The following is a 17,388-nucleotide window of genomic DNA, read 5'->3' on the forward strand; positions in this document are numbered from 1 at the left end:
ATGAATGGCGGACAGATTGGTAATGTAGATTTAGTAAAACAGCTTAACAGCGCTGCGGTATACAGGCTGATTGATCAGCAAGGTCCTATCTCCCGAATTCAAGTCGCGGATGTTAGCCAGCTTGCTCCAGCGAGTGTTACCAAAATCACCCGTCAACTATTGGAACGCGGCCTCATTAAAGAGGTCGCCCAACAAGCTTCAACAGGTGGTCGTCGAGCAATCTCATTGACCACTGAAGTGAAGCCTTTTCACTCTATCGCCGTTCGTTTGGGTCGAGACTACGTTCAATTCTGTCTCTATGACTTAGGCGGCACTGCACTGGCAGAAGATCAACACGAACTTCACTACACCAACCAAGCCGATTTGATCGCAGGTCTTATTGATTTATTAAAAGACTTCGTAAGTCGTTGCCAAGATAAAATTGACCAGTTGATTGCTATCGGTATTACGTTACCAGGCCTAGTTAACCCTACGACAGGCGTCGTTGAGTACATGCCAAATACGGATATTGATAACCTTGCGCTTGGTGAAATTATCCGAGAGAAGTTCAATACGGCTTGCTTTGTCGGTAACGACGTCCGTGGTATGGCACTTGCAGAACATTATTTTGGTGCTAGCCAAGATTGCCAAGACTCTATCTTAGTCAGTGTACACCGCGGTACTGGCGCAGGTATCATTGTTAACGGCCAAGTGTTTCTAGGTTTTAACCGTAACGTAGGTGAAATTGGCCACATTCAAATTGACCCTCTTGGTGAGCAATGCCAATGTGGCAACTTTGGCTGTCTTGAAACGGTTGCTGCTAACCCAGCGATCATCCAACGCGTTAAACAGCTCATAGCACAAGGCTATGAGTCTAGCTTAACGCAATTGGAGCACATTACGATTGAAGATGTATGCACTCATGCTATGAACGGTGATGAGCTCGCGAAACAGAGCTTAGTACGTGTTGGTAACCAGTTGGGTAAAGCCATCGCTATCACCATCAACTTGTTTAACCCACAAAAAATCGTGATTGCAGGTGACATCACGGCTGCACAAGACATTGTTTTCCCTGCAATTCAAAGAAATGTAGAAAACCAGTCGCTGAAAACCTTCCACAACGATCTTCCAATTGTGGCTTCTCACATAGATAAGCAGCCAACAATGGGCGCTTTCGCCATGATAAAACGAGCGATGTTAAATGGCGTTTTGTTACAAAAGTTACTAGAAGACTAAGTTTATACAACTAATTGAGTTACAATCTCGGGCTGTGTTTTCACAGCCCGTTTTCGTATATCAGGAATCTAGCTCAACAGTATGGAAATTATTCTAATTACAACGGCTTTTTTAGCAGGCTTCATCGCGCTCAAATGCAGCCTTCCGCCTCTAGTCGGTTTTCTACTAGCAGGTTTTGGCTTACATGCCTTTGGCTATCAAAGTAATGACGTTATTGTCACTCTGGCTGATCTCGGCGTTACTCTTTTGCTTTTTACTATTGGCTTAAAGCTCGATGTAAAAACATTGCTCTCCAAAGAAATTTGGGGCGGCGCAACAGCGCATAATATTCTTTCAACCGCTTTTTTTGCCCTTGCGTTGTCAGGGTTGAAACTGCTTGGATTAACGTCCCTTGCAAGTATGGAAAGCGGGCAGATATTGCTCCTAGCCTTTGCACTTTCCTTCTCTAGCACTGTTTTCGCGGTAAAAACACTGCAGGAAAAAGGTGAACTCAACGCGACATACGCCACACTGGCCATCGGTATTTTGGTTATGCAAGATATCTTCGCGGTCGTGTTTCTGACTGTTTCAACAGGCAAAGTGCCAGAATGGTACGCCATAGGTCTATTTGCTCTTCCTCTCCTGCGCCCGCTGTTTTACAAGTTATTGGATAAAGTAGGCCACGGCGAGATGTTAGTGCTGTTCGGCATTTTCTTCGCGCTTGTTGTGGGTGCCGGACTGTTTGAGTTAGTTGGAATGAAACCAGACCTTGGCGCCTTGATTCTTGGCATGATGCTCGCTGGTCACCGTAAAGCGTCAGAGTTGTCTAAATCGCTATTTAATATGAAAGAGCTCTTTCTCGTCTGCTTCTTCTTAAATATCGGCTTATCCGCATCTTTGAGTCTAACAGGTATCGCACTAGCACTATTATTCATTGTCCTTCTGCCTATTAAAGGATTGCTATACTTCCTGACCATCAACCACTTTAAGTTTCGCGTGCGTACTTCCCTTCTCGCATCTTTATCACTGTTTAACTACAGCGAATTCGGGCTCATTGTCGGTGGCCTGGCGTACAAAATGGGGTGGATGCCGAGTGACATGCTCGCAGCCATCGCTGTAGCGGTTTCACTATCCTTTATTATCTCAGCACCTCTAAATCGCTTGGGCCATAAAATTTATCAACATTCCGGAAAATGGTTACAAGAAACGGCTGCAGAGAAACTCAACCAACGTGACCAGTTGATCAACCCGGGACATGCTCAAGTACTTATTCTAGGTATGGGGCGAATTGGTACCGGTGCATATGACGAGCTACGCGCACGTTACGGCAAGATTTCTCTGGGGATTGAGATCCGTGAAGAAGCAGCGCAACAACACCGTTCAGAAGGACGTAATGTCATTTCAGGGGATGCTACCGACCCAGATTTTTGGGAACGAATCCTAGATACTGGTCACGTAAAGTTAGTTTTATTGGCAATGCCACACCATCAAGGTAATCAAACGGCACTAGAACAACTTCAGCGTAGAAACTACAAAGGGCAAATTGCCGCTATTGCAGAATATCCAGACCAACTAGAAGGTTTGTTGGAAAGTGGTGTGGACGCTGCCTTTAATATATACAGCGAAGCAGGTAGTGGTTTTGCGCGACACGTGTGCAAACAACTAGCACCTCAGTTCACTTCAATAAAATAACCCTAAAAATACGCAACAACGCTACTACCAATTAAAAGCCTTTCTATCAATAGAGAGGCTTTTTTGTTTAATTTTCATACCAAACCTTAATTCCATTCACCAAAACAACAAATAAGTTAAATATTATTTAATCAACAAGGCTTTTTATCATTTTTTTAATCACAAAACGTTGCTTTTTTTACTCAGAATGGCAAATTGAATCCATACCGATTAGAAATTGTTTAGTTTAGAAAGGATGTTGTATGTGTTCAGTATTTGGGATTTTAGACATTAAAAGTGATGCAGCGGCACTGCGTCCTATCGCGTTAGAAATGTCGAAAAAGCTTCGTCACCGTGGCCCTGACTGGTCTGGTATCTACTCTTCAGAAAGAGCAATCCTAGCTCACGAGCGCTTGGCTATCGTTGGTCTAAATAGCGGTGCTCAACCACTATACAGCCCTGATAAAAAACTAATCCTTGCCGTTAACGGTGAGATCTACAACCACAAAGAGATTCGCGCTCGCTACGAAGGAAAGTACGAGTTCCAAACAGACTCTGACTGTGAAGTTATTTTAGCACTGTATCAAGACATGGGTGCTGATCTTCTTGAAGAGCTAAACGGTATTTTTGCTTTCGTACTGTACGATGAAGAAAAAGATGAGTACCTAGTAGGTCGTGACCATATCGGTATCATTCCACTTTACCAAGGTTACGATGAACACGGTAACTACTACGTCGCTTCCGAAATGAAAGCACTCGTACCCGTTTGTAAAACAGTCAGCGAATTCCCTCCAGGTTCGCACTACAGCTCAAAAGATGCAGAACCTCAGCGTTACTACATCCGAGACTGGAACGAATATGCCGCTGTTCAAGGTAACAGCACGAGTAAAGAAGAACTAACAGAAGCACTGGAAGCAGCGGTGAAACGTCAACTAATGACTGACGTACCATACGGCGTACTACTATCTGGTGGTCTGGATTCATCCATCACATCTGCGGTAGCAAAACGCTATGCTGCGATGCGTATTGAAGACGATGAAAAATCAGAAGCATGGTGGCCTCAACTTCACTCTTTTGCGGTTGGTCTTGAAGGCGCTCCAGACTTAAAAGCAGCACGTGAAGTGGCAGAAAAAATTGGCACCGTTCACCACGAAATGACATACACCATTCAAGAAGGTTTGGATGCTATTCGTGACGTGATTTACCACATCGAGACTTATGACGTAACAACGATTCGTGCCTCAACACCGATGTTCCTCATGGGCCGTAAAATCAAGGCAATGGGCATCAAAATGGTGCTTTCTGGTGAAGGCGCTGATGAAATCTTCGGTGGCTACTTGTACTTCCACAAAGCGCCAAACGCAAAAGAGTTCCACGAAGAAACGGTTCGTAAACTGCTGGCTCTAAACATGTTTGACTGTGCCCGTGCGAACAAATCGTTGGCGGCATGGGGCGTTGAAGGCCGTGTACCATTCTTGGATAAAGAGTTCATTGACGTCGCAATGCGCCTAAACCCTGCAGACAAAATGTGTGGCAACGGTAAGATGGAAAAACACATTCTTCGCGAATGTTTTGAGCATTACTTACCAGACTCAATCGCTTGGCGTCAAAAAGAGCAGTTTTCTGATGGCGTAGGTTACAGCTGGATTGACACTTTGAAGGCCGTAGCAGAAGAAAAAGTGACCGATCAACAGATGGAAACGGCTCAGTACCGCTTCCCATACAACACACCAACGACTAAAGAAGGTTACGTATACCGCGAAATTTTTGAGGAGTTGTTCCCATTACCATCAGCTGCAGAATGTGTACCAGGTGGTCCTTCTGTAGCGTGTTCATCAGCGAAAGCGATTGAGTGGGATGAGTCATTCAAGAACTGTGTTGACCCTTCAGGCCGTGCAGTGCAAACCGTTCACAACGACGCTTACTAAGTAGAATTGGGCTGGAGCAGCAATCCAGCCCAATTATTTAACTTGTTGACGTTAAGATCAAAAAGAGGTGCGTGCGCACCTCTTTTTTGTGTTGGTGTTATTAGCGACTACTTTAAGTCTAAATCGGTGTTATCAATGCTAACTGGCACTCGCTTCGAGATCATTTGCACCAACATGATTGAACGCTTCTCTCCGTCTTGTTCTTGGAAAATGGCATCAATACCTGCAAATTGTCCGCTCTTAACACGAACCTGATCACCTGGTTTAGACATGCATTCGGATATGTTTTTTTCTGTGCAGCATTTCTCTAGCTGCTTCAACTCAAACACAAGATCGCCTTGAACTTCTTTTGGTTGGGCACCAAATCGAACAAAGTCGACAACACCGCGCGTCGACCGAACCGACGTAAAGTTCGGGCCTTGTTCATAATCAAAACGTGCAAATACATAACAAGGAAACAACGGTTCTTCGACCTTTTGTCGCTTACCGCGCAAGATTTTTTCGACTTCTACAGTTGGGTAGAAGCACTCAACACCTTGATTTTCAAGATGCTGCTTAGCCCTTATTTGTTCTCCACGCTTACAATAAAGTAAATACCAACGTTTCATTTTATTACTAGCCAATTATATTTTTGTTTCATCCTAGCATTAAGCTAAAGGTGAGTCATGAATATTCAAATTATCCATAAGAAGAACATTATACATTGTTCGCATAACTTACACTTTTTCAAAAGGTTAAGAAAATAAGTCCATAGGCAAAAATGAAAATTAAGTTTGTAACACACACCAACCACCAACAAAAGCTCCACAAAATCAAAAATAAACAGTGACTTAACAATGTTATTTAGTCGTAAGGCAAAATTTTATTGTTTGTAAGCAGTTAAATTGCAATGTATACGTAGGTGTCGTTAAAAAATGTAATAACTACTATTAGAAGAGCTTATGTCAAACCAACATCAATATTTCGGTCACCCTCGTGGCTTGTTCTTATTGTTCGGCACAGAACTCTGGGAACGCTTTTCCTACTACGCAATGCGTGCCATTCTAGTACTCTACTTAACTGATACCACAATGAATGGTGGTTTGGGCTGGTCAACGAAAGACGCGCTCGACCTTTATGGCATTTACACCGGCCTTGTTTACATTACCCCATTGATTGGTGGTTACCTTGCCGATAACTACCTTGGCCAACGCCGCTCAATTTTGCTTGGTGGTGCATTAATGGCTATCGGCCAGTTCACACTGGCACTTCCGGCTGACGCACTAGGCTTCGGAGCACTTCACACTTTCTATTTAGGTCTTGCTCTGCTTATTTGTGGTAACGGTCTATTCAAGCCAAATATCTCTACCATGGTTGGCGACCTTTACAATGAAGGTGATAACCGTCGTGATGGCGCTTTCACTATCTTCTACATGGGTATCAACCTTGGTGCTCTGCTAGCCGGCGTGGTTTCTGGATCTGTAACGAACTCATTTGGTTGGAAAGCAGGTTTCGTAGCAGCGGGCGTGGGTATGATAATCAGCCTTGTCATGCAAATGTCGCTTTCACAGTCTTGGCTTGGTGATATTGGCCGTGAGCCAGCCGCGAAACGCGACCTAAACAATAAGAACGCCAAAACAAAACAGCCTCTTACCAAAGAAGAAGTGGATCGCATTAAAGTTATCTTGGTGATGAGCCTGTTTACTATCGTATTCTGGGCTGGTTTCGAGCAAGCTGGCGGTCTGATGAACATTTACACTCAGCAGTACACCGATCGTATGATTGGCGGCTTTGAAGTACCTGCAGCTTGGTTCCAGTCACTAAACCCATTCTTTATCATTACGCTTGCGCCTGTCCTTGCGGTTCTATGGGTGAAACTAGGTAAACGTGAACCAAACTCACCAGCGAAATTTGCTTTAGCCATGTTCTTCTTGGCACTAGGCTTCCTATGCATGGTTGGTGCAGTAATGGAGCAAGGTGGTGATACTAACGTGAAAACATCCATGCTATGGCTAGTTGGCGCGTTCTTCTTCCATACTTTGGGCGAACTGTGTCTATCCCCTATTGGTCTGTCTCTTGTAACCAAACTGGCTCCGCTACGTCTTGCATCGTTGATGATGGGTGCATGGTTTGGTTGTAACGCTATTGCGAACTATGTCGCTGGTTACGTGGGTTCTCATGTGGGTGAACTTGGTGCAATGGCTATCTTTAGTGGCATCGCAGTAACCGCATTGATCAGTGGTGTGATTCTAATGTTATTCTCGAACACGCTTGTTCGTTGGATGCACGGTGCAGAAAACACTCACAGCACTGCAGAACAAATTGAAGAGCAACAAACACAAGTTGCTTAACATGGTTTCAAAGTTATTAAAAAGGGTCGCAATCGCGACCCTTTTCTGTATTCATTCAGTGCAGAATACCAAAGCTCTACAGCTTGCTGCGTACTAGTTCTGCCATCATATCGATATGCATGTCATCGTCGTTAAGGCATGGAATATAGTGGAACTGCTCACCACCCGCTTCCATAAAGATCTCTTTGTTCTCTCCAGCTATTTCTTCCAACGTTTCTAAACAATCAGATGAAAATGCAGGAGTCATGATATCAATTTTCTTCACGCCTTTACTGGTGATGGTTTCCAATGTTTTATCAGTGTAAGGCTGTAGCCACTCTTCTCGGCCAAAACGAGACTGATAAGCCATACCAATCTGATCCGATGATAAACCAAGCGCCTCACCAAGCAAGCGAGTGGTCGCTTCACAATGCTGAGGATAAATGTCGCCATTGTCTGCATAACGTTTAGGAATACCGTGATATGAACACAGCAAGTAATCCCCTTTGCCATACTCTTCCCAGTATTGTCGAACCGAGTGCGCAAGCGCTTCGATGTACATTGGATGATCGTGATAATCGCGAATAAAGCTGAATACTGGCATCACTGGCAGTTGCTTAAACGCTTTTGTGATTCCATCAGACACGGCTGCGGTGGTTGTCCCAGAATATTGTGGGTACAACGGTAGCACAATAACCTCTTCCACACCTTGAGCGATAAGAGCTTCAAAACCAGATTGAAGGCTTGGGTTGCCATAAGTCATGCCGAGTTCCACAGGCATATCGAGATGCTGAGCAAGTTTCTTTGCCTGGCGTTTGGAATACACCATTAAAGGTGAGCCCTCTTCCATCCATACCGATTCATACAACTTAGCGACCTTTGGCGAGCGCATTGGAAGAATCACACCATGTAAAATTGGACACCAAAGCCATCGTGTCATATCGACTACACGATGATCATGAAGAAACTGACTTAAGAAGCGCTTAACCGCTGGAGCGGTAGGTTCATCAGGTGTTCCTAGGTTAACCAGTAACACACCTTGTTTATTTTTAGTTTGCATTGCGTCCCTTTGTTTTCCCAGCATATAAAATGTATAAAAAAAGCGACCTTACGGCCGCTTCACTATAACAAAATTATTAAAAATTTTGATAATAGGTATTACCTATTATGCTAATGCCTTCTCGATATCAGCACTTACTTCAGCAACTTGCTTAGTACCGTCAAATTTTAGGTACTTAGTTTTGCCTGCTGCAGCTTCTTTACCGTAGTAATCGATAAGTGGTGCAGTTTGCTCGTGGTAAACACCTAGACGTGCACGTACTGTTTCTTCTTTGTCGTCATCACGAACAACAAGATCTTCACCCGTAACGTCGTCTTTACCTTCCACTTTAGGTGGGTTGTAAACAACGTGGTAAGTACGACCTGAAGGAAGGTGAGCACGACGACCAGCCATACGCTCAACAATTACATCGTCAGCTACGTCGAATTCGATAACGTAATCTACTTCAACGCCCATTTCTTTTAGACCATCAGCCTGAGGAATAGTGCGTGGGAAACCATCTAGTAGGAAACCTTTCTCACAATCGTCTTGAGCGATACGCTCTTTGATAAGACCAAGGATGATTTCATCAGAAACTAGCTGACCAGCGTCGATAACAGCTTTAGCTTGTTTGCCAAGTTCTGTACCTGCTTTGATAGCAGCACGAAGCATATCACCAGTAGAGATTTGTGGAATACCGTATTTATCCATGATGAAGTTTGCTTGTGTGCCTTTACCTGCACCTGGAGCACCTAGAAGAATGATGCGCATGATTTATCCTCTTTTATATTTAAGATTTATACCGAAGCTCACAATAGCTGTGCTTCGCAGGCATAAACCCTAGAAGCGCTCGCAACGATAAGTTTCGGTATAAGGTATATAGGCGGGCAAAAATACACGCCTTATTACTCACATTCAAGTCACAGATTCTATCACAGGTTCACAGAGCAAAGAGTGAATTAAGACTAAAGAATGTTAACAACACCCTCTTTCTGCAGCTATTGATTATTAACTCAACACCTGTAATGCAAAATTTTGCGACAACAAACAAAAAGCTCGCATAATGCGAGCTTTTCGATATTGATGACTTATTAAACCTTAGTCAAAAGCTTGTTGATAGCACCCACGAACTGCGTTGGATCTTCCATCGAGCCGCGCTCTGCTAACATGGCTTGACCAAGTAGCACTTCGACCCAGCGGCCAAACGCTTCTTCATCCGCTTCATCCGCCATGCGCTTAACAAGTTCGTGCTCTGGGTTGATTTCAAAGATGTATTTTACTTCTGGCACAGCTTGACCTGCGGCAGCAAGCAGCTTCGCCATCTGAGTCCCCATCTCGTAATCATCCGTCACAACGACTGCGGGTGTAGATGCAAGTTTAAAGGTCGTACGCACGTCTTTCACGCGGTCACCCAAGTAAGACTTGGTACGCTCAACAACCGATTTGAACTCTTCTTCGGTTTCTTTTTGCTTTTCTTTATCGGCTTCGTCTTCAAACTTACTCAAGTCAAGGCCAGCTTTGGTAATCGATTGGAACTGCTTACCATCAAACTCAGTTAGGTAGTTCATCAACCACTCGTCAATGCGGTCGAACATCAGAATGACTTCGATGCCTTTCGCTTTAAACTGCTCTAAGTGAGGGCTGTTCTTCGCCGCCGCGTAGCTGTCTGCAGTTAAGTAGTAGATCTTATCTTGGCCTTCTTTCATGCGCTCAACGTAGGACGCAAGACCAACGGTTTGTTCCGCTGAATCAACTTCTGTTGAAGCAAAACGCAATAGACCTGCAATTTTCTCTTTGTTCGCAAAGTCTTCCGCTGGGCCTTCTTTCAGTACTAAGCCAAATTCTTTCCAGAATGACTGGTATTTTTCTTCGTCATTCTTCGCCATGCGATCCAACATTGTCAGCACACGTTTGGTACACGCGTTACGCAGAGACTGAGTCACTTTGTTGTCCTGCAAAATTTCACGTGACACGTTCAGCGGCAGATCATTTGAGTCTATCAGGCCACGAACGAAGCGCAGGTAAGACGGCATAAACTGTTCAGCATCATCCATAATGAACACACGTTGCACGTACAGTTTCAGACCTGACTTATGATCACGATTCATCATATCCCATGGCGCTTTCGATGGGATGTAAAGTAGGCTAGTGTAGTCGTTTTTACCTTCTACGCGGTTGTGGCTCCACACCAATGGATCAGCGAAATCGTGTGAAACGTGTTTGTAGAATTCTTGGTATTCTTCATCTGAGATATCTGCTTTATTACGCGTCCACAACGCTTGAGCTTTGTTGATTTGCTCCCACTTCTTCTCATCTGTCTCTTTACCGTCTTCATCACGCACTACAGTTTGGATAGAAACAGGAATGCCGATGTGATCCGAGTACTTGCTGATGACATCGCGCAGACGCCATTCATTTAAGAACTCTTTACCTTCGTCACGCATGTGAAGAATGATGTCAGTACCACGAGATTCTTTAGTGATGTTTTCAATGGTGTACTCACCCTCGCCCGCAGAATGCCATTGCACTGCTTCGTCTGCTGGCAAACCTGCTGCACGAGTGCGCACGGTCACCGCATCAGCAACGATAAATGCAGAGTAGAAACCAACACCAAATTGACCGATCAATTGCGAGTCTTTGCTTTGCTCTTCTGAAAGCTTTGAGAAGAATTCCGCGGTGCCTGATTTTGCGATGGTGCCTAAATGTTCGATAACGTCATTGCGGCTCATACCGATACCGTTATCAGAAATCGTTAGGGTATTTGCACTTTCATCAAATGACAGCTTAACGCCAAGATCTGCGTTACCTTCATATAAATCTGGATTCGAAAGTGCCTGAAAACGCAATTTGTCTGATGCATCTGATGCGTTAGAAATCAGCTCGCGCAAAAAGATCTCTTTATTGGAATAAAGAGAATGGATCATTAAATGAAGTAGTTGTTTTACTTCTGATTGAAAACCACGAGTTTCTTTATTTTGAGATACGGTTTCGCTCATGTGTGCTCCATAACATCTAAACTAACAGGCTTTTTCAGGGACGACTTTGTGATTTAGTCCCATGAAATCACCACACTAAGATGTCATTTAACATGTGGCTGACAAATGTAAATTCAAGGTCAATATTGCTAAAAACGGTGTTTTTTTAGAAAAATTTAATTATCCTACCCCCCTAAAAGCATCTAAAACGTCGCGTATCTCCCATGCGCAAACGTAATTTTGTGATATAAATCACCATAATTACAACATCATCCATCTAAGAAGAACTAAATGACTAACATCGGCACCAAATTTCTACTTGCTCAAAGGTTTACCTTTGATCCAAATAGTAATTCGCTCGCTGACCAACAAAGCGGCAACGAAGTTGTACGATTAGGAAGCAACGAAAGCCGTATACTCCTGATGTTGGCGGAGAGACCAAACGAAGTTTTAACCCGTAACGAGCTTCACGAGTTTGTTTGGCGTGAGCAAGGTTTTGAGGTGGATGACTCAAGCCTGACTCAAGCGATTTCTACTCTGCGTAAGATGTTGAAGGATTCAACCAAATCTCCAGAGTTTGTTAAAACCGTTCCAAAACGAGGCTATCAACTCATTTGTACTGTTGAACGCCTAAGCCCGCTTTCTTCAGACTCAAGCTCAATTGAAGTTGAAGAACCTGCTTCTGATAACAATGACGCCTCTGCTAATGAGGTAGAAACGATCGTAGAGCCGTCTTTAACGACGTCTTCTGACGCAATCGTTGAACCAGAAGCGCCAGTAGTACCTGAAAAAGCACCTGTGGCTTCTGCTGTGAATCCTTGGATTCCACGCGTTATTTTATTTTTGGCACTATTACTACCGATTTGCGTACTGCTGTTTACAAACCCAGCGGAATCTCAATTCCGTCAGATTGGTGAGTATCAGAACGTACCAGTGATGACACCTGTAAATCACCCGCAAATCAACAACTGGTTGCCTTCTATTGAGCAGTGCATTGAACGCTACGTTAAGCACCATGCAGAAGACTCCTTACCAGTGGAAGTGATTGCCACTGGCGGACAAAATAACCAGCTGATTTTGAACTACATTCATGACAGCAACCACTCGTATGAGAACGTGACATTGCGTATTTTCGCAGGTCAAAACGATCCAACAGACATCTGCAAATAAAGGAGGCCAGCATGAAGATTAAAGTAGCATCTGCGGTTTTGGCCGTATCTATCCTTTTCAGTGGTTGGTTGTACTGGGGCAGTGACCTTAAAGTTGAGCAAGTGCTTACATCAAATGAATGGCAGTCAACCATGGTGACTGTGATTACTGATAACTTGCCAGACGATACCGTAGGCCCGTTACGTCGAGTGAATGTGGAGTCGAACGTTAAGTACCTGCCGAATGGCGATTACATTCGCGTGGCAAACATCAAACTGTTCGCACAAGGCTCGACGGCTGAATCGACAATTAATATTTCAGAGAAAGGTCGCTGGGAAGTGAGTGATAACTATCTGCTTGTTTCTCCTTCTGAGTTCAAAGATATTTCTTCTTCTCAATCCAAGGATTTTTCTGAAGCGCAACTACGCTTAATTACTCAAATCTTTAAGCTAGATGCAGAACAAAGCCGCCGAATTGACGTGGTTAATGAGAAGACTCTGCTATTAACTAGCCTAAATCACGGTTCTACGGTACTGTTTAGAAACTGAATTTAATTAGTGATAAGGGGGCAAGATGCCCCCTTAATTTTTTCTCATGGATTGGTTAGACACTTTCACTCTCTTTTTCGGCTCGCTCGTTGCAAATACGTTGGCATCTCTTTCTGGTGGCGGCGCCGGTTTGCTACAGTTTCCCCTACTTATTTTTCTTGGCTTACCGTTCTCCGTTGCACTAGGTACTCATAAAGTGGCTTCTGTTGCTTTAGGCTTGGGCGCTGCAAGCACTCACCTCAAAGCCGGCACCATTAAATTGCCCATCGCCCTTTATCTGATTTTTGTTGGCAGTATAGGTGTTGTGATTGGCGCAAACCTCATCGTTCATATCCCTGATGGTATTGCGGAAAAGATGCTAGGCAGTATGATTCTGGCACTCGGTATTTATTCCCGCTTGAAAAAGCAGCTGGGGCAAATCGAAATCATTAAGCGTCGCAATCAATTGGGTTGGATTCTTGGTGGTATTGGCATCATGTTGATAGGCATCGTCAACGGGTCTTTAACCGCTGGTTCTGGGTTGCTTGTCACTCTCTTTCTTGTGCGTTGGTTTGGGTTCGATTACAAACAAGCAGTCGCCTACACCATGATTTGTGTCGGACTGTTTTGGAATGGTATTGGTGGCGTCGCGGTTGTACAAGCAGGAGCACCGATTCACTGGGCTTGGTTACCAGTATTGTTGTTGAGCTCTTTTCTTGGGGGCAGTTTAGGTGCGTGGGCCGCAACTCGCTATAGCAACCGAGTGATTAAAATTGCGTTCGAAATTCTCACGTTTGCCGTGGGCATCAAATTGCTGGTTTAACCCAGTTAAAAGGAAATTTTCATGGATAAAGCAATCATTGATATTTATTACTGCCGCCAGTGCAACTGGATGTTGCGTGCTACTTGGTTATCGCAAGAGTTGCTGCATACTTTTAGCGAAGAAATCGACACAATCAGTTTGCATCCAGACACAGGTGGTCGATTCGAGATTTTCTGCAATGGCCAGCAAATTTGGGAACGTAAGAAGGACGGCGGTTTTCCTGAGGCAAAAGTACTAAAACAGCGCGTAAGAGACATCATCGACCCAGAGCGCGATCTCGGTCATTCCGATACAAAATAAGGGAACACTCGGTTCCCTTATTTAAATCATTTTCGTAGCGACTAACCTTAGTTGGTCGTTAAATCGTCGTCTGCGCCAGCACTTCACCTTCTGGCGTTTGAACACTGAGCGTATTCCCATCCAGTAATCCAAAACTTCTTGGTAAACCGTTACGCGGGAAGGTCATTGAACCGGGGTTAAAGATCACCACACCCTCTTTCATTTCGGCTACGGGAACATGCGTATGACCATGAGCGATGATGTCACCCTCTCGCAAAGGTGGTCTTTTATCGCTGTTGTACAAATGGCCATGCGTCAGAAAGATTCGCTTACCAGACTCTAGCAATACCCATGCGTAATCCATCATCATTGGGAAGTTCAGCAGCATTTGATCTACTTCGCTGTCACAGTTACCGCGTACGGAAATGATTTGCTGACTGTATTGGTTGAGAAGCTCCGCCACTTGGGGCGGGTTATACCCTTCCGGAATCGGGTTGCGTGGTCCGTGGTTCAACGTGTCACCCAACAGCACCAAATGCTTTGCACCTGATGCTAGGAATAACTTGATGGTTTCTTCGGTTGCTGGCAAAGAGCCATGCAGGTCTGAGGCAAAAAATAGTTTCACGACGTTGTCTCCTCAAAATGTATGAGGCTATTCTACGGCATTCTGACGTATGCTCAACCGACTTCCCGATTACTGATGACGCACAGTCTCAATCAGCATTGGTAGCAAATGGAACCAAGCAAAATATCCGGCACCGACTAAAACTAATGTCCAAAAAACCATCGAAATGAACTTCGACTTCGCTAAATGGTGTAACGGGTCCGGTTCCCCACACCCTGGACATGTGTGAGCACGTTTCGATATTTGTTTCTCACACACAGGGCAAGAGACTAAAGGCATGATTTAAATTCCTCAACTATATGCTTAGGGCACAAAGAATAGCGCCTGTGAAAATATATGCAACATCACTAATAATCAATATCTTAGAGATTGACGCATGTCGCTGACTTGAGAAAAATATTACGCATGTTACTTACACAGTTTAGCCATCCTCTCTGACCATGCCATTAATCACGATATTGTTGTAACTCACCATGCCGATCACTTCGCCATCTTCAATCACGGGCGCGCGGCTGATCCCAAATCGCTCAAACAGACGAGCACAGTATTTAACGTTCATATCAGGATCGACACACAAAGCAGGCTTAGTCATAATTTCGTAGATATTGGTGCGCTGAGGGGCACGGTTATTTGCCAACACTTTCTTCGCAATATCATTCATTAACACAATGCCGTATTCATCGTTGTCATCGCGCTTTTTGACCACCAGCGCTTTCACTTGATATTTCTTTGCCAGAGTAATGCCTTCGTATACGGTCATCAGTCCATCTACCATAACGTAAGTAGCAGCCATGACGTCCCTTACTCGTACTATCGTTTGATTACTCATAGTTCATCCTCAACCACCTTGGTCAACGTTTCGACTTGATGCGCAACACCTACGGCATCCTCGATATCAATTTGAATCGCAATCCCCTGCCCCGACTCTCGGTCGAACTCTCCCACTTCATTAATGGTCTCAAGTATGTGCCGAGAAAGGTGCTCTTCCACCACAAAAAGCAGAACATCCTTTTGTACTTCTAGGGTTAATCCAAAAAACGTCCGCTTCTGATTTAAACCTTGACCACGAGCATTATTGATCACGGTCGCCCCCGTTGCTCCTGCATCACGAGCCGCATCGAGCACCTTGTCTGTTTTGCTGTCTTCAACAAACGCGAGTATCAATTTAAAGCGCATTTTCTTCGTCCTCCGAGGTGTCTTTATTAAGCCACTGAGTAATTTGCGCATACCCCATTACGGATATCATTGGAAACAAACTGGCGAAAGCAATAAGCCCAAAGCCATCAATCATCGGATTCCTGCCTGGCACAGTTGACGCTAGTCCCAGCCCAAGCGCCGTCACTAAAGGCACTGTCACGGTAGAGGTGGTGACACCACCTGAATCGTAGGCAAGTGGAATGATCAACTTAGGCGCATAAAAGGTTTGAATCACCACGACGATATACCCCGCAATGATGTAGTAATGAATCGGGTCGCCCACCACAATACGATAACTGCCAAGCGCGATACCTATCGCTACGCCTAAAGCAACCGCAACTCGTAAGCCATTTACACTAATACTGCCACCAGACACTTGATTGGCTTTGATGGCCACTGCAATCAAAGATGGCTCAGCAATGGTCGTACTAAAGCCGATAAAAAAAGCAAAGGTGTACACCCAATAATAGTCGACCCACTCTAACGCCTGCCCAATAGAGACTTTAAACTCTCGGACGAATTCAGGAGCGGTCAACTGCACCGCCATTGTTTCGCCCAACGGAAACAATGCCATCTCCAAACCGAGTAAAAACAACGATAACCCAACAATGACATACGCAAAACCGAGCAACACTTTTTTGAGATTGTTCACAGGGCGGCGCAGCACAGCCAATTGAAAGCCAAAAATAATCGCCGCAATCGGGATCACATCACGAATGGTGGACAGCAACGTATCTAAGAAATGTTCGAATGAAATCATGTAACGGCCATCCCATAAATCATGACAAACATCATTGGCAGTAAAGAGGCAAACGCAATCAACCCAAAACCATCCACCATAGGGTTACGCCCTTTAATGGCCGAAGCTAACCCCACACCTAATGCCGTCACCAAAGGGACGGTAATCGTTGACGTGGTCACGCCACCCGAGTCGTAAGCAACGCCGATGATCGACTCTGGCGCAAACCAAGTGAGAGTCACAACGCAAACATAACCACCGATGATCATGTAATGAATTGGCCACCCTTTTAAGATGCGCAGCACCCCAATCACAATCGCAATCCCAACAGAAAAAGCCACCGTTATCCGCAGGCCAACGCCATACTCCGTCATGGATTGTTCGGAATTAGGGATCATCCCGCCTTCAGCCGCCACCTCTGAGGCCTCTTCTGCAACAGCAGTCAATGCTGGCTCTGCGATAGTGGTTCCAAACCCCAAGCAAAACGCAAAAATCAATAACCAAAACACACTGCCCTTTCGAGCAAAGGCTTGTGCCATATTTTCGCCAATGGGGAACAAGCCGAGTTCTAGCCCGAAAATAAAAAACGTCAGGCCTAAAATGACCAACAACAAACCAAAAAGAATCGAGACCAAGTTAGGTAAAGGCTCTTGCAGAACCACCAATTGGAAGAAGGTAATAACAATCACAATAGGAAGAAGATCGCGGGCACTGTTAAACAGAGCGCGGAACAAAGCAGTGAGTGCTTCCATGCAAATCCTCCCTTTGACGAACAAGTTATTGGCTCTGAAGGCGAGACCTGTCCGGTGATATCCTTATCATCTACTCTCAGTGTGGCATAAATTTCTACTCACAAACGTGAACAACCTTATGTCACCACTAACATTTGGTTACATTTTCCTAATATGTGAACTGGATGAGCCACCACGAAAA

General features: G+C 44.6%; 18 protein-coding genes. 8 read left to right on the forward strand and 10 right to left on the reverse strand.

Annotated elements, in window-relative coordinates; genetic code table 11:
• The 3 genes from NL646_RS08785 (at position 1) to asnB (ending at position 4,793) form a co-directional block, all read left to right on the forward strand.
• The gene (locus NL646_RS08785) at positions 1 to 1,215 is read left to right on the forward strand and encodes an ROK family protein (RefSeq protein WP_005454586.1); all 1,215 of its coding nucleotides are present in this window, start codon (positions 1 to 3) and stop codon (positions 1,213 to 1,215) included.
• Positions 1,216 to 1,296: 81 nt separating this feature from the next.
• The gene (locus NL646_RS08790; RefSeq protein WP_025605468.1) at positions 1,297 to 2,886 is read left to right on the forward strand and encodes a cation:proton antiporter family protein; all 1,590 of its coding nucleotides are present in this window, start codon (positions 1,297 to 1,299) and stop codon (positions 2,884 to 2,886) included.
• A 242-nt stretch (positions 2,887 to 3,128) separates the two neighbouring features.
• Positions 3,129 to 4,793 (forward strand): asparagine synthase B, encoded by a 1,665-nt coding sequence (gene asnB, locus NL646_RS08795; protein ID WP_005454564.1) that lies wholly within the window; start codon positions 3,129 to 3,131, stop codon positions 4,791 to 4,793.
• A gap of 107 nt (positions 4,794 to 4,900) precedes the next feature.
• On the opposite strand, the gene rfaH is transcribed toward asnB, so the two are convergent.
• On the reverse strand, positions 4,901 to 5,401 hold the full coding sequence (gene rfaH, locus NL646_RS08800; protein ID WP_253664099.1) for a transcription/translation regulatory transformer protein RfaH: 501 nt from the start codon (positions 5,399 to 5,401) through the stop codon (positions 4,901 to 4,903).
• Between the two features lie 333 nt (positions 5,402 to 5,734).
• Here rfaH and NL646_RS08805 point away from each other — a divergent pair, with 333 nt between their 5' ends.
• The gene (locus NL646_RS08805; RefSeq protein WP_005454549.1) at positions 5,735 to 7,123 is read left to right on the forward strand and encodes a peptide MFS transporter; all 1,389 of its coding nucleotides are present in this window, start codon (positions 5,735 to 5,737) and stop codon (positions 7,121 to 7,123) included.
• Between the two features lie 76 nt (positions 7,124 to 7,199).
• Here the strand turns inward: NL646_RS08805 and hemH are convergent, their stop codons facing one another.
• From hemH to htpG, 3 genes are all read right to left on the reverse strand, one after another.
• Positions 7,200 to 8,162 carry a ferrochelatase gene (gene hemH, locus NL646_RS08810; RefSeq protein WP_253664100.1) on the reverse strand — a complete coding sequence of 321 codons (963 nt, stop codon included), beginning with the start codon at positions 8,160 to 8,162 and terminating at the stop codon, positions 7,200 to 7,202.
• 105 nt (positions 8,163 to 8,267) lie between these two features.
• The gene (gene adk / locus NL646_RS08815; protein ID WP_005454556.1) at positions 8,268 to 8,912 is read right to left on the reverse strand and encodes an adenylate kinase; all 645 of its coding nucleotides are present in this window, start codon (positions 8,910 to 8,912) and stop codon (positions 8,268 to 8,270) included.
• Positions 8,913 to 9,232: 320 nt separating this feature from the next.
• Entirely contained in the window at positions 9,233 to 11,137 is a 1,905-nt protein-coding gene (gene htpG / locus NL646_RS08820; RefSeq protein ID WP_253664101.1) for a molecular chaperone HtpG, read from the reverse strand.
• A gap of 270 nt (positions 11,138 to 11,407) precedes the next feature.
• On the opposite strand from htpG, the gene toxR reads away from it, so the two are divergent.
• The 4 genes from toxR to NL646_RS08840 are packed head-to-tail and all read left to right on the forward strand — an operon-like array spanning position 11,408 to position 13,915.
• Positions 11,408 to 12,286 (forward strand): transcriptional regulator ToxR, encoded by an 879-nt coding sequence (gene toxR / locus NL646_RS08825; RefSeq protein ID WP_024700965.1) that lies wholly within the window; start codon positions 11,408 to 11,410, stop codon positions 12,284 to 12,286.
• Between the two features lie 11 nt (positions 12,287 to 12,297).
• A complete protein-coding gene (gene toxS, locus NL646_RS08830; protein ID WP_005454545.1) occupies positions 12,298 to 12,813 on the forward strand; it encodes a transmembrane regulator ToxS in 516 nt (171 codons plus the stop codon).
• 46 nt (positions 12,814 to 12,859) lie between these two features.
• Positions 12,860 to 13,615, forward strand: a complete 756-nt coding sequence (locus NL646_RS08835) for a sulfite exporter TauE/SafE family protein (RefSeq protein ID WP_005496102.1) — start codon at positions 12,860 to 12,862, stop codon at positions 13,613 to 13,615.
• Between the two features lie 21 nt (positions 13,616 to 13,636).
• Entirely contained in the window at positions 13,637 to 13,915 is a 279-nt protein-coding gene (locus NL646_RS08840; protein WP_025552207.1) for a SelT/SelW/SelH family protein, read from the forward strand.
• A gap of 58 nt (positions 13,916 to 13,973) precedes the next feature.
• Here NL646_RS08840 and yfcE read toward each other — a convergent pair whose 3' ends face one another.
• The 6 genes from yfcE to NL646_RS08870 form a co-directional block, all read right to left on the reverse strand.
• Positions 13,974 to 14,519: a phosphodiesterase gene (yfcE, locus tag NL646_RS08845; RefSeq protein ID WP_021453881.1), complete on the reverse strand. Its 546-nt coding sequence runs from the start codon at positions 14,517 to 14,519 to the stop codon at positions 13,974 to 13,976.
• Positions 14,520 to 14,588: 69 nt separating this feature from the next.
• On the reverse strand, positions 14,589 to 14,798 hold the full coding sequence (locus tag NL646_RS08850) for a hypothetical protein (protein ID WP_011105727.1): 210 nt from the start codon (positions 14,796 to 14,798) through the stop codon (positions 14,589 to 14,591).
• A 142-nt stretch (positions 14,799 to 14,940) separates the two neighbouring features.
• Entirely contained in the window at positions 14,941 to 15,348 is a 408-nt protein-coding gene (locus NL646_RS08855) for a CBS domain-containing protein (RefSeq protein WP_005454537.1), read from the reverse strand.
• On the reverse strand, positions 15,345 to 15,695 hold the full coding sequence (locus NL646_RS08860; protein WP_005382084.1) for a P-II family nitrogen regulator: 351 nt from the start codon (positions 15,693 to 15,695) through the stop codon (positions 15,345 to 15,347). The genes NL646_RS08855 and NL646_RS08860 overlap by 4 nt, the downstream gene beginning before the upstream one ends.
• Entirely contained in the window at positions 15,685 to 16,476 is a 792-nt protein-coding gene (locus NL646_RS08865; protein WP_005454529.1) for a DUF1538 domain-containing protein, read from the reverse strand. The genes NL646_RS08860 and NL646_RS08865 overlap by 11 nt, the downstream gene beginning before the upstream one ends.
• Positions 16,473 to 17,207, reverse strand: a complete 735-nt coding sequence (locus NL646_RS08870; protein WP_140332612.1) for a DUF1538 domain-containing protein — start codon at positions 17,205 to 17,207, stop codon at positions 16,473 to 16,475. The genes NL646_RS08865 and NL646_RS08870 overlap by 4 nt, the downstream gene beginning before the upstream one ends.
• Positions 17,208 to 17,388 lie beyond the last annotated feature (181 nt).

It is taken from the genome of Vibrio sp. Y20_XG_PY13, from assembly GCF_024181925.1.
Classification (GTDB): Bacteria; Pseudomonadota; Gammaproteobacteria; order Enterobacterales; family Vibrionaceae; genus Vibrio; species Vibrio parahaemolyticus.